This is a genomic window from Paenibacillus cineris (genome assembly GCF_018333335.1).
Classification (GTDB): Bacteria; Bacillota; Bacilli; order Paenibacillales; family Paenibacillaceae; genus Paenibacillus_AQ; species Paenibacillus_AQ favisporus.
The window spans coordinates 553,996-567,055 of the sequence record NZ_BORU01000004.1; the positions used below are offsets into that span (position 1 = coordinate 553,996).

Here is a 13,060-nt window from a genome sequence, read left to right on the forward strand (position 1 = left end):
TCGGTGGTCTTCATGTACGAAATTTACGCGCTCAGTACTTTTCTGCCCTTCTGGCGACGAGCAGCCAGCACTTTGCGGCCGTTTTTCGTGCTCATTCTTTTCCGGAAACCATGCACCTTTTTGCGCTTGCTTACATTCGGTTTAAATGTAGGTCTCATGTATTGCACACCCCCTTACAGGATTTCATAACCTTTATGGTTAAATATTCATTTTCATTCAACACAGAAAATGCCTTTATACATTTAATCATGAACAGGCCCAAAAGTCAACTCAAACCTGCTCCCCCACTTTCCGGAATTTGAATCCCTGCGATCGCTCTTCTCCCTCTTTTACTGCTTCCCTCTCCCACTTCTCGCTCCGTCTGATCTGGAACGCCAGTTTCACCGCTTCATCTTCATTTTCAGCAGCAGCTTCATTAAACGCTCCCTCTCTCTCTTCCCAGCCTCGGTTCTGTGGACACTTTCTCCTGGCATTCACTTCATTCGATGGCATTTCGCTAAAACCACATCATCTCATTTTAAAGTCCAGCCTTCCGAGTTTTCCACAGCCCCCGGCCCAACAAACCTGAAAAATCCACAATTCGGATTTATCCACTTGTTCACATCGTTCGCAATAAAATTCTAAGATCCGGCATAACCTGTGCACAACTGATTTTTTATTTTGGGGGATGCTGTCGAAAATTAAACACGTTATAAACAATATATAGTGGTGTGAATAAAAATTATACACAACTTATTGAATTTGTGGATAATTTCAGCCATTTCATTGATAAACGGGCGTTCTTTTGCTATGATTATATTGTTTTTGGATGTGAATATGTGATTTCACCCCATATATTATCAACAAGCTGTGGATAAACTTGTGAACAATTTCAATTTGTCCACTTTTTTTATTTTCCCCCGTTTTTGAAACTGGGGATATATTCTGCACCATTCATCTTTTTTCGACATTTCCACTCATGGCTCGATCCCAGCCACATTTGGAAGATTTAAAGGAGTGACAGTCTGTGGACAGCCATACTTCCGAATTATGGCAGCAAATCCTATCCATTATTCATACCAAGCTCAGCAAGCCGAGTTTTGACACCTGGTTTAAAGCAACCAAAGCGATACAAATGAGCGAGCATTCCATCGTAATTTCCGCTCCAACCACATTTGCTGTCGAATGGCTGGAAAGCCGCTACACAAAACTCGTTAGCTCCACCATCTATGAAGTGTTGGGGAAGCAGGTTGACGTGAAATTCGTCATCGAAGAGAACAAGCCTGCCGAACTCACCCCACAGCAGCCCGCGCCCATGCCTCAGGCGACCCCTGACGAGGCTCTAACCCATATGCTTAACCCGAAATATACATTTGACACATTCGTCATCGGTTCGGGCAACCGGTTTGCTCACGCGGCCTCTTTGGCTGTCGCGGAAGCGCCGGCGAAGGCATACAACCCTTTGTTTTTGTATGGAGGGGTAGGGCTTGGCAAAACTCACTTGATGCATGCGATCGGACACTACATTCTGGAGCACAATCCCGCCAGCCGGGTCGTATATATCTCTTCCGAGAAATTTACGAATGAATTCATCAACTCCATCCGTGACAACCGGGCCGAGAGTTTCCGCAACAAGTATCGGAACGTCGATATTTTGCTGATTGACGATATTCAGTTTCTGGCGGGCAAGGAGTCGACACAGGAGGAATTTTTCCATACGTTCAACGCCCTGCATGAGGAACAAAAGCAGATCATCATCTCAAGCGACCGGCCGCCCAAAGAAATTCCGACGCTGGAGGATCGGCTGCGCTCGCGCTTTGAATGGGGGCTGATTACGGATATCCAGCCGCCGGACCTGGAGACGCGGATCGCGATTCTGCGGAAGAAGGCCAAGGCGGAGAATCTCGATATTCCGAATGAAGCGATGATGTACATCGCCAATCAGATCGACACGAACATCAGGGAGCTGGAAGGGGCGCTGATTCGCGTCGTCGCCTATTCATCGCTGACCAATCAGGACGTGACCACGCATCTGGCTGCCGAAGCGCTGAAGGATATCATCCCGTCCAGCAGACCGAAGATGATCACCATTCAGGACATTCAGCAGAAGGTCGGGGAGTACTACAACCTGAAGCTTGAGGATTTCAAAGCGCGGAAACGGACTAAGGCCGTCGCTTTTCCAAGACAGATCGCCATGTACTTGTCCAGGGAACTGACGGATTTCTCGCTGCCCAAAATTGGCGAGGCCTTCGGGGGAAGAGACCATACGACCGTCATCCATGCCCACGAGAAAATATCCCAGTCTCTGAAAGAGGACCAGGATCTGTTCAAAGTCATCAATAACATCACGGAAAAAATCAAAAACCCAACCTGAACAAGTTCAAAGCCTATGCACAATCTATACACATGTGAATAGGCTTGATTTTATTGAGGTTTTTGAACTTATCCACAAATTCAGTGCGCCTACTGCTATTACTATATTATTTAAATAAAATAATATTCATAAATAGGCTGCACGCAGCCGGCATACCGGAGTAGTCTTGCAATCCGAATTTCCTGCTAGGAGTGAAACTATGAAAATCAGCATCCTTAAAAACGTTCTTAACGAATCCATCCAGCACGTATCCAAGGCGATATCGAGCCGAACCACCATTCCGATCTTGTCCGGCATCAAGCTGGACGTGAATCATTCGGGAGTTACCCTCACAGCGAGCGACACCGATATTTCCATTCAGTCCTTTATTCCGGTGGAGGATAGCGAACGCACCATCGTTACGGTCGAACAACCGGGCAGCGTCGTGCTGCCGGCCAAATTCTTCGTGGAAATTATCAAGAAGCTGCCTTCTCAGGAAATTCAAATGGAGGTCAAAGACCAGTTCCAAACCTTTATCTCCTCGGGAGCCACCGAAATTCAGATGGTCGGACTGGATCCGGAAGAATTTCCGGTGCTGCCTGATATTGAGGGGAACCAAACAATTTCCCTGCCGGGAGCGCTGCTCAAAAACATGATCCGCCAAACCGGTTTTTCTATTTCCACGCATGAGACGACACCGATCCTGACGGGGGTTCTGTGGAACCTGGATCAAAACGAGCTGAAGTTTACCGCTACCGACCGACACCGCCTGGCCACCCGCTCCGCTCATTTGGAAGGGGCCGACGAAGTGAAGTTTCATAATGTCGTTATTGCCGGTAAGACGCTGAACGAGCTGAGCAAAATCATTCCAGACCAGAATACGCTGGTCGATATCGTCGTGGCCGACAACCAGGTGCTGTTCAAGATCGACCGGGTCCTGTTCTATTCCCGCATCCTGGACGGCATTTATCCGGATACTTCTAGGATTATTCCGACAAACTACAAAACAGAACTGGTTTTGGACACAAAAAAATTAAGCGAGTCGATCGACCGCGCTTATTTGCTCTCCAGAGAGGAGAAGACGAATATCGTACGTCTGCAGACGATGGAGCATGGCGGTATCGAAATTTCTTCCAGCTCGTCGGAACTCGGTAAAGTGCGCGAAGAATTGGACGTGATTGATTTTAAAGGGGAACCTCTGAAAATCTCGTTTAACTCGAAATATATGCTGGACGTGCTGAAAGTGGTGGAAAGCGAGCAGCTCAAAATTGCCTTTACCGGCATCATGAGCCCGATCATTCTGAAGCCGGTGGATGACAGCCAAAGCTTGTACGTTATTCTTCCGTACCGGACCACCAACTAAAGCAAAACTTGTCCACAGCGAAAGGATTCCTGATGAACAAAATAGTTATCCACAGTGAATATATTAAGCTTGATCAATTTCTGAAGCTCGCCAACTGCGTATCCACAGGGGGAATGGCCAAAGCCCTGCTGGCGGAGAACATGGTGACCGTAAACGGGGAGCCGGAAGACCGCCGGGGGCGGAAGCTGTATCCGGGCGATCAGGTCAAAGTGACGGACTGCGGCGAATTTGTGGTAGCACAAGAGGCATAAAGTGCCCCCAGGCCGCTGCTGTCAGCGGCGGCCGGCGAAGATGGGGAGGATAAGGCGTGTTTGTTAAAAATATCAGTCTGCAGCATTATCGCAACTACGAGAAGCTGCAGCTGGATTCTTTTGGAGACGTAAATCTGCTGATCGGACAAAATGCCCAAGGCAAAACCAATTTGCTGGAGGCTATTTTTGTGTTGGCATTAACCAAAAGTCACCGGACCTCAAAAGATCGGGAGCTGATTTCGTTTGAAGGAGGAAGCGCGCATCTGTCCGCGGTTGTGGATAAGAAGTACGGTCCGCTTACCCTCGATTTGACGATGTCCCCACAGGGGAAGAAGGCGAAGATTAACGGACTCGAGCAGCGGAAGCTGAGCGATTTTATCGGTGCGCTGAACGTGGTGATGTTTGCCCCGGAAGATTTGGAAATTGTGAAAGGCACACCGGGCATCCGCCGGCGGTTCCTTGATATGGAGATCGGCCAGGTCCAACCGGGATATCTCTATCATTTGCAGCAGTACCAGAAAGTTCTTAACCAGCGGAACAACCTGTTGAAACAGATGTGGGGGAAAGACAGCGTGAAGCCGGGCATGCTGGAAATCTGGGATCAGCAGCTCGTAGAGCACGGTGTTAAAATCATCAAAAAGAGGAAACAATTCATAATAAAGCTGCAGAAGTGGGCGGAAACGATCCACCAAGGCATCACAAGCGGCGGGGAATCGCTGAAGCTTGTCTATCAGCCGTCGTTTGGCGACGCCGAGGAGGAAGATGAAGCTTATCTTTTTGAACAATTTATGTTAAAGTTATCACAAGTGAAGGATCAAGAAGTGCGCCGCGGGATGACCCTTGCCGGGCCTCACCGCGACGACATGGCCTTTTTCATTAACGGCAAGGAAGTCCATACGTACGGTTCACAGGGACAGCAGAGAACGACCGCTCTGTCTCTTAAACTGGCTGAAATCGAACTGATCCAGGAGGAGATCGGAGAGTATCCGGTGCTCTTGCTGGATGATGTGCTGTCCGAGCTTGATCCTTACCGGCAAACGCAATTGATTGAGACTTTTCAGAGCAAGGTTCAAACCTTTATCACGGCGACGGGAATCGAAAGTTTGAATGCCGATAAACTGAAGAACGCGAACATCTATCATGTTCATGCGGGACAGGTCGACTCTTAAGGAATGGGGAATGGTTATGTATATCCATCTGGGCGGTGAAAAAATCATCCGTTCTGCGGAGCTGGTTGCGATCTTTGACATTTCGATCGAGAAATCCTCCAAAATATCCAAGCAGTTTGTTAGCCATGCCCGGCAGGAAAAGAACGTGGAGTACATTGGCGAAGAGGAAGCCAAATCCATCGTCGTGACGAAGAGCACCGTCTATTACTCTCCAATTTCCTCATCCACGCTTAAGAAGCGGGCGAATGTCTTCTTCGCTAACGCTTAGGACACTGTGAACGCAGGTACACTCCAATCAGCAAACGTAGAATATATAGAAGTAGGTGACAGGCATGTCTATGAATCAACCGCAATATGATGAGAGTCAGATTCAGGTTCTGGAGGGTCTGGAAGCCGTCCGCAAACGGCCGGGCATGTATATCGGATCGACCAGCGTCAAAGGACTCCATCACCTGGTCTGGGAAGTGGTGGACAACAGTATCGACGAGGCGATGGCGGGCGTATGCGACCATATCGAAGTCATTGTCCACAAGGATAACAGCATCACGGTTGTCGACAACGGGCGCGGTATTCCGGTTGGTGAGAACGAGAAATTGAAAAAGTCGACCCTTGAGGTCGTCATGACCGTGCTTCATGCCGGTGGTAAGTTCGGCGGCGGGGGATATAAGGTATCCGGCGGCCTGCACGGCGTGGGCGTATCCGTTGTTAACGCATTGTCCACCAAAGTCGTTGTCCAAGTTAGGCTGAATGGGCATGTTTATCAGCAGGAATACCGGCGCGGGGTGCCCCAGTATGACGTCAAAGTCATCGGGGATACCGACGAGCACGGTACGACCGTTACCTTCCTGCCGGATCCGGAAATTTTCACGGAGACTACGGAATATGACTATAATACTCTCTTGACGCGGATTCGCGAGCTGGCCTTTTTGAACAAAGGCATTGCTTTGACGCTGACGGATGAGCGTACGGGGGCTTCCAACTACTTCAAGTACGAGGGCGGTATTATCGAATACGTCAAGTTCCTGAATGAGAAAAAGGAAGTTCTTCATGAAGAGCCGATCTATGTAGAGGGCTCGCGTGACAACATTCAAGCAGAGATCGCGCTTCAGTACAACGAGAGCTACACCGAGAACATTTATTCTTTTGCCAACAATATCAATACGCATGAGGGTGGAACCCACGAATCCGGCTTCAAGAGCGCCTTGACCCGGATTATTAACGAATATTGCCGCAAGAGCGGCCTCGTCAAAGACGGCTCCAATCTGTCCGGCGACGATGTGCGCGAGGGCCTGACGGCTATTATTTCGGTCAAAATTCCGGAGCCGCAGTTCGAAGGCCAGACGAAAACCAAACTCGGCAACAGTGAAGTCCGCGGCATCGTGGAATCGCTCTTCTCCGAGAAGTTGTCCGAGTTCCTGGAAGAGAATCCTGCCGTATCCCGTCGGATTTTGGAAAAGGCGCTGCAGGCATCCCGTGCGCGCGAAGCTGCACGTAAAGCCCGTGAGTTGACGCGACGCAAAAGTGCACTTGAAGTCAGCGCCCTTCCCGGCAAGCTGGCGGACTGCTCCTCGAAGGATGCGTCCATTTGCGAGCTGTACATCGTCGAAGGGGACTCTGCCGGCGGATCCGCCAAGCAGGGACGCGACCGGCATTTCCAGGCGATTTTGCCGATCCGCGGTAAAATCCTGAACGTTGAGAAGGCGCGTCTTGACCGCATTTTGTCTAATTTGGAGATCCGGGCGATCGTAACAGCGATGGGTACGGGCATTGGCGACGAAGACTTCGACCTCAGCAAAGCCCGGTATCACAAGCTCATTATCATGACCGACGCCGATGTCGACGGCGCGCACATTCGCACGCTGCTGCTGACGTTCTTCTACCGGTACATGCGCCAGCTGCTGGAAGCGGGATACGTATACATCGCGCAGCCGCCGCTCTTCAAAATTGAGCGCAACAAGACGGTCCGTTATGCCGGTTCCGAGAAGGAGCGCGATGAAATCATCGCTGAGTTCGGAGAGGGAGCCAAAGTTAATATCCAGCGGTATAAAGGTCTGGGAGAGATGAATCCGGAACAGCTGTGGGAGACAACCATGGATCCGGAGAGCCGCACCATGCTGCAGGTGACGATTGAAGACGCCATGCAGGCAGACCTTATTTTCGACACCCTAATGGGTGACAGCGTTGAACCGCGGCGTGATTTTATTCACGAACACGCAAAAACAGTTAAAAATCTGGACATTTAAGCTTTGAAACCCACCTTAACTTGTTGGTGAATCCAGTCCTAGATGATATAGACAGACAAAACAAGAGAAGTTTCCGGAACCGGAGCTTCTCTTGTTTTTGTTAATAGCTGCCTCTCCTTTTACTTTTGCCGGGGAGCCTCCCGTAGTTGATCGCATACCGTTCTATGCGGCGGTAGATGCTTTTATCCTTGAAAAACTTTTTAAACGGAAAGATGGCCGGGAGCGTGTTTACTTCAAGGATCCAGGGATTGAGCTGCTCGTCGATGGCTACATCAAGACCGATTTCCTTGATGCGGGGGAATTGGGTCTGCAGCTGCTGTGCGGTGGCTACGCCCAGCTCTAACAGCTTTCGTTCCAAGTGAGGGGCTTCTTCAGGGCTTACGTTCCCCTCGAGCAGTTCGTTCAGCAGGCGTACGGAACCTCCGCCGTGGTAATTCGTGATGATCATGTTTTTAGCGGCCACCCGGCCGATGATGCCTGTCGTCTCCCAATTACGGTAGGGTGTTTTTTGGGTCAGAATTCTCAGATCAAACTGCCGCTCCTCGTACTTCAAAGTCACGATTCCCTGTTGAATAATATAAAATTTTCCTCTTGTGTGCCTGAGTATGGCCAGATGCAGCGCATCGAGGTTCGGGTACGTCTCGGAGCGTGTGCCGTAGCGCAAAGTATATTCCACTCCAGTGTGGGGAGAGCCCTCGGGGGGCTGCTCGCCAGCTGGAGCGTCAGGTTCACCGTTCCGCTGTACGTTCATGACCCCGTTGCCGTATGTGCCGCGGTCCGGCTTAATGTATACAAGAGGTGTGTTTTCAAGCATATTACCCAGCGTAGCGCGTGTATATTTTTGCGTTAAAGGAATGTAAGGAGATACCTGTGGATTCTGTAAAAGGACCTGGGTTTTCGCCCATTTGCTTGCAACACGTTGAATCGCCAAGAAATATCATCCTTTCTACGTGATTGGCCTTGTTATGTGCTTGTCGGCCGGAGCTTCTTCTCCGCGGTTCACAGGCGTAAAACATAGGACAAGCAAGCAAAACAATGGTATAATATAAAGATGTGGTGTTTTGTTTGCTCAAAACAGCACTAGGCGTCCCTATTGCCCTACCAGTATATGTGGAAAAGGCACAGAAGGCCGGGCGAATCCCTAGAGAAACGGAACTTGGGCAGCTGCGGAGCCGGCGGCGCTCAAACGTTTAATTGTGCTCTTTTTGTGAAAGTAATATAATAAAGGTTGGTGGGTTTGCGGATTCCCGTCCGTTGATTTCACCTTTTCAGCCCTGCGGTTATGCGCTTTTCGATTCGCTCGGGCAAGAAGGAATTGAACTTTAACAGGCTTTGCATAAGCCTGAAAGTTATGGGAGATTTTGCGGAAGTACGGGCGCTGGGCCCAGCCTGCAAAGACTGTACGTCGATAGACGTTTTTCCTCATATATTGATTTTTTATTTGTTGTACTAAATGAATCGTCTGAAAAGACATGTTAGTGGTTTGATAGAAATTGGAGGAGGTCCACCATGGCGGAAGAAAGAGGCTCGCAAATCAAAGATCGGGACATACGCGACGAAATGCGCGAATCCTTTATGGATTATGCGATGAGCGTTATTGTTTCCCGGGCTTTGCCGGATGTGCGGGACGGGATGAAGCCGGTTCACCGGCGTATCCTGTACGCGATGTCGGAGCTCGGTATGTATCCGGATAAACCATTTAAGAAATCGGCGAGAATCGTGGGTGAGGTCATCGGTAAGTATCACCCGCATGGTGACTCGGCTGTATACGAGTCCATGGTTCGTATGGCACAGGATTTTTCGATGCGTTATATGCTTGTTGAAGGCCATGGAAACTTTGGATCCGTTGACGGTGATTTTGCAGCAGCTATGCGTTACACCGAAGCGCGTCTTTCCAAGATCGCCATCGAGATGCTGCGCGATATCAACAAAGAGACAATTGATTTTACCGAAAACTATGATGGCGAGGAACTGGAGCCGGTTGTGCTTCCTGCACGTTATCCGAACCTGCTGGTCAATGGGGTATCGGGAATCGCGGTCGGCATGGCCACCAATATTCCACCTCATAACTTGAGCGAAGTGATTGATGGTGTACAGGCGCTCATCAAGAACCCCGACATTACGTCACTGGAATTGATGGAATATATCAAGGGTCCTGACTTCCCGACCCGGGGCTTCATTTTAGGCCGGCAGGGAATCCGCCAGGCATATGAGACTGGCCGTGGATCCGTCACAATGCGGGCCAAAGCCGAGATTGAAGAAGTCAACAATAAAGCGCGCATCATTGTGACCGAGCTGCCTTACCAGGTCAATAAAGCGCGTTTGGTCGAGAAAATCGCTGAGCTCGTCCGCGAGAAGAGACTCGAGGGCATTACCGATCTGCGGGACGAATCCGACCGGACCGGTATGCGAATCGTTATCGAGCTGCGCCGTGATGTCAATCCGAGTGTCATGCTGAATAATCTGTACAAACATACGGCACTGCAATCCACGTTCGGCATCAACATGCTGGCGATCGTGAACAAGGAGCCGAAGGTTCTGACGCTGCGCGATGCGTTGTACTATTATTTGCAGCACCAGATTGAAGTTATCCGCCGCCGGACCGAATATGATCTGAAAAAGGCGGAAGCCCGCGCTCATATTTTGGAAGGCTTGCGAATCGCACTTGACCATCTGGATGAAGTCATCTCGATTATTCGTTCTTCTCAGACGACGGAAATTGCCCGTGACCGTTTGATCGAGCGATTCAGCCTAAGCCTCGAGCAAACCCAGGCCATTCTGGAAATGAGACTCCAGCGCCTGACCGGTTTGGAACGCGAGAAAATCGAGGGCGAGTACCAGGAGCTTATGGTGAAGATTGCCGAGTACCGTGAAATTCTCGCGAATGAAGAGCTCGTTCTGGACATTATTATGAATGAGCTTCAAGAAATCAAGGAGCGCTTCGGCGACGAGCGCCGCACCGAAATTACCGTTGGTGAAGAGAGCATTCTGGATGAAGACCTGATTCCGCGTGAAGAAGTGGTTATCACGATCACGCATACGGGATACATCAAACGTCTGCCTGCCAATACCTATCGCAGCCAGAAACGCGGCGGACGCGGGGTGACAGGGCTTGATATGAAGGATGAGGACTTTGTCGAGCATCTCTTCGTTACCAACTCGCATAATTACCTGATGTTCTTCACGGATCGGGGTAAGGTGTACCGCCTGAAGGCGTACGAAATTCCTGAACTCGGCCGTACCGCCCGGGGAACGGCGATTATTAACCTCATTCAGATCGAACAGGGAGAGACGATCAATGCCGTGATTCCGGTCTCTGAGTTTGAGGATGACAAATACCTGTTCTTCGTTACCCGCAGCGGGGTTGTGAAGAAGACGCCTCTCGAAGATTACGTGAATATCCGCAAAGGCGGCTTGATCGCGATCAACTTGCGCGAGGACGACTGCTTGATTGAAGTCAAGCTGACGGATGGTAAGCAGGAAATGATCATGGGTACAGCCCACGGCATGTCCATCCGCTTCTCTGAGCATGATGTGCGGTCGATGGGACGCGGAGCGACAGGGGTTAAAGGGATTACCCTGGATGAAGGCGACTCGGTGATCGGCATGGACGTCATCGATAAAGAGTTGGATGTCTTGATCGTAACGTCCAAGGGATACGGCAAGCGTACCCCTGCCAGCGATTACCGTTCGCAAACGCGTGGCGGTAAGGGGATTAAAACCATCAACGTCACGGACAAGAACGGACCGGTGGTTGGGCTGAAGGTCGTGAAGACCGAGGAAGACCTGATGATCATTACCACCAGTGGCACGTTGATCCGGACCAGCATGGAGGGAATCTCCACGATGGGACGCTACACACAGGGCGTGAAGCTGATTAACATCCGTGAGGATGATTCTGTAGCGACCGTATGCCGCGTAGATAAGAGCGACGATCCGGACGATGAAGACGTAGTCTTGATCGAAGGGCAAGAGGTCGGCAACGGATCGGAAGAAGGCGCGGAGCCTGACGACACCGGAGCACCTGAACCTGAAATGATGGATGCTTCGAATGAGGCACCGGACGAAGAATAATTCCGTCAATACGGCAAAAGCTAAGAGCATGAGTCTGATTCTATCAGATTCATGCTTTTTTTCTTGGCTTCATATGGCAAGCAGGCAATTGTACAGCGTTCTTATCCGTAATATAATTGGTGTATATTACCACCATATGAGTCGGAAATGAGTGAATGGATCAATGGCCAGCGTATCGATTACAGAAATCAAACCCGGTTTAAAATTATCCAAGGATGTTCACACGCCATTGGGCGGATTGCTGCTTCAGAAGGGAACCGTACTGCTGCCGAGAGACCTGGAAATCCTTCGTGCATTTATGGTGCATTCGGTTGACGTTGACAACGGAGAGCAGGAAACGACGAGTTCCGCTGACAGCAGAGCGGCGATACCGCAGCGGAGTGTCCCTTCAGTTCAGGCCCGAAAGGACTCAGTAACAACCGTCCAACGCTCCAGTTTTCTAGAGGAATATGACAGAATGATTCAGCTGGTAAAAAGCACATACCCTTCCGTCATTGCGGCAGAGATCCCGATTTTTGAACTCAGAGGCCAGCTAGAGGCCCTTATTTCACAGATTAAGGACTATAATTTATTAACCTTTTCGCCAAGAAGCATGAGCGAGTATGACTATATTTATCACCACGCGGTCCTTTGTGCGTTGTCATCCTATCAGCTGGCCAAATGGATCGGGTTACAGCAGAAGGATTGGATGCAGGCTGCTTTTGCAGGCTTATTCCATGATATCGGTAACTTCAAAATCGATCCGGCCGTATTGTACAAGCCACAGCCTCTTACCGCAGAGGAAGTTGGAGAGATGAAGAGACATACCACCTACGGCTATCAACTGCTTAAAAATGTAACAGCCATTAATGAGGGCGTACGCTTGGCTGCTCTGCAGCATCATGAAAAGGTAGACGGGTCAGGGTATCCTCTCCGGCTGGATGGAGGTAAGATTCACATCTATGCGAAAATTGTTGGGATCGTAGATATATTCCACGCCATGACGCTGAATCGCATATACCAGAAAGCCCAATCTCCGTACCTGGTGCTGGAACAAATTCATGCAGAGGCTTTTGGTAAGCTGGATCCAGGCATCGTTCGCACATTGATCAGCAAAGTGACAGAATTTCATAACGGTACCGTTGTCCGATTAAGCAATGATCAGATTGGAGAAATCGTGTTCACGGACCGCAATCATCCGACACGGCCCATGGTCTCTGTCAACGGACAGATTATCAATCTGATACAGCAAAGACAATTATGTATCAACGAAATTATTTCTTCATAAATAGTTGACTTCATATTAAAGGCTGTGTTATATTATTTCTTGCCCTCTTAAAGCAGGAATGTTGATAACACAGCTTTTTAAAAGAAATATAAAAAAAGCTTGCAAACTTGCTGAGAGCATGATATACTATAAAAGTTGCTGAGGTGATGAGCTTCCGGTAACGAAACGAAGTTTGATCTTTGAAAACTGAACAACGAGTGAGTATAAACGCGATGGTCTTATGACCGGAGCGATTGAGATTAAATCAATCTCGTCAGATTCAAAATGAGCTACAAACTTTCTTGGAGAGTTTGATCCTGGCTCAGGACGAACGCTGGCGGCGTGCCTAATACATGCAAGTCGAGCGGACTTGATGGAGAGC

11 protein-coding genes and 1 rRNA gene are annotated in these 13,060 nt (G+C 49.5%); 9 read left to right on the plus strand and 3 right to left on the minus strand.

What is annotated here, in order from left to right:
* Window positions 1–23: 23 nt before the first annotated feature.
* Together rpmH and KI379_RS29235 are read right to left on the minus strand one after the other, a co-directional pair.
* A complete protein-coding gene (gene rpmH / locus KI379_RS29230) occupies window positions 24–158 on the minus strand; it encodes a 50S ribosomal protein L34 (protein ID WP_068778604.1) in 135 nt (44 codons plus the stop codon).
* 112 nt (window positions 159–270) lie between these two features.
* The gene (locus KI379_RS29235) at window positions 271–492 is read right to left on the minus strand and encodes a hypothetical protein (protein WP_212985756.1); all 222 of its coding nucleotides are present in this window, start codon (window positions 490–492) and stop codon (window positions 271–273) included.
* A gap of 514 nt (window positions 493–1,006) precedes the next feature.
* On the opposite strand from KI379_RS29235, the gene dnaA reads away from it, so the two are divergent.
* The 6 genes from dnaA to gyrB all read left to right on the plus strand — a co-directional run bounded on the left by dnaA (window position 1,007) and on the right by gyrB (window position 7,358).
* Window positions 1,007–2,353: a chromosomal replication initiator protein DnaA gene (dnaA, locus tag KI379_RS29240; protein WP_076172504.1), complete on the plus strand. Its 1,347-nt coding sequence runs from the start codon at window positions 1,007–1,009 to the stop codon at window positions 2,351–2,353.
* A 199-nt stretch (window positions 2,354–2,552) separates the two neighbouring features.
* A complete protein-coding gene (gene dnaN / locus KI379_RS29245) occupies window positions 2,553–3,695 on the plus strand; it encodes a DNA polymerase III subunit beta (RefSeq protein WP_076172506.1) in 1,143 nt (380 codons plus the stop codon).
* 32 nt (window positions 3,696–3,727) lie between these two features.
* Window positions 3,728–3,946, plus strand: coding sequence for a S4 domain-containing protein YaaA (yaaA, locus tag KI379_RS29250; RefSeq protein WP_076172508.1), 219 nt, complete (start codon window positions 3,728–3,730; stop codon window positions 3,944–3,946).
* 56 nt (window positions 3,947–4,002) lie between these two features.
* Complete coding sequence (gene recF / locus KI379_RS29255; RefSeq protein ID WP_076172510.1) at window positions 4,003–5,115, plus strand: DNA replication/repair protein RecF; 1,113 nt, start codon at window positions 4,003–4,005, stop codon at window positions 5,113–5,115.
* Window positions 5,116–5,131: 16 nt separating this feature from the next.
* Window positions 5,132–5,383 carry an extracellular matrix regulator RemB gene (gene remB, locus KI379_RS29260; RefSeq protein WP_076172512.1) on the plus strand — a complete coding sequence of 84 codons (252 nt, stop codon included), beginning with the start codon at window positions 5,132–5,134 and terminating at the stop codon, window positions 5,381–5,383.
* Between the two features lie 64 nt (window positions 5,384–5,447).
* The gene (gyrB, locus tag KI379_RS29265) at window positions 5,448–7,358 is read left to right on the plus strand and encodes a DNA topoisomerase (ATP-hydrolyzing) subunit B (RefSeq protein ID WP_163882276.1); all 1,911 of its coding nucleotides are present in this window, start codon (window positions 5,448–5,450) and stop codon (window positions 7,356–7,358) included.
* 100 nt (window positions 7,359–7,458) lie between these two features.
* On the opposite strand, the gene KI379_RS29270 is transcribed toward gyrB, so the two are convergent.
* Window positions 7,459–8,289 carry a YheC/YheD family protein gene (locus KI379_RS29270; RefSeq protein ID WP_212985757.1) on the minus strand — a complete coding sequence of 277 codons (831 nt, stop codon included), beginning with the start codon at window positions 8,287–8,289 and terminating at the stop codon, window positions 7,459–7,461.
* Window positions 8,290–8,867: 578 nt separating this feature from the next.
* Between KI379_RS29270 and gyrA the strand changes: the two genes are divergently transcribed.
* The 3 genes from gyrA to KI379_RS29285 form a co-directional block, all read left to right on the plus strand.
* Entirely contained in the window at window positions 8,868–11,432 is a 2,565-nt protein-coding gene (gyrA, locus tag KI379_RS29275; RefSeq protein WP_212985758.1) for a DNA gyrase subunit A, read from the plus strand.
* 163 nt (window positions 11,433–11,595) lie between these two features.
* Window positions 11,596–12,699, plus strand: coding sequence for an HD-GYP domain-containing protein (locus KI379_RS29280; protein ID WP_212985788.1), 1,104 nt, complete (start codon window positions 11,596–11,598; stop codon window positions 12,697–12,699).
* A 278-nt stretch (window positions 12,700–12,977) separates the two neighbouring features.
* Window positions 12,978–13,060, plus strand: a 16S ribosomal RNA gene (locus tag KI379_RS29285); the annotation flags it as partial.

Coding starts and splice junctions, on each gene's coding strand:
- rpmH (WP_068778604.1), bottom strand. CDS start 158: ATGAGACCTACATTTAAACCGAATGTAAGCAAGCGCAAAAAGGTGCAT.
- KI379_RS29235 (WP_212985756.1), bottom strand. CDS start 492: ATGCCATCGAATGAAGTGAATGCCAGGAGAAAGTGTCCACAGAACCGA.
- dnaN (WP_076172506.1), top strand. CDS start 2,553: ATGAAAATCAGCATCCTTAAAAACGTTCTTAACGAATCCATCCAGCAC.
- yaaA (WP_076172508.1), top strand. CDS start 3,728: ATGAACAAAATAGTTATCCACAGTGAATATATTAAGCTTGATCAATTT.
- remB (WP_076172512.1), top strand. CDS start 5,132: ATGTATATCCATCTGGGCGGTGAAAAAATCATCCGTTCTGCGGAGCTG.
- gyrB (WP_163882276.1), top strand. CDS start 5,448: ATGTCTATGAATCAACCGCAATATGATGAGAGTCAGATTCAGGTTCTG.
- gyrA (WP_212985758.1), top strand. CDS start 8,868: ATGGCGGAAGAAAGAGGCTCGCAAATCAAAGATCGGGACATACGCGAC.
- KI379_RS29280 (WP_212985788.1), top strand. CDS start 11,596: ATGGCCAGCGTATCGATTACAGAAATCAAACCCGGTTTAAAATTATCC.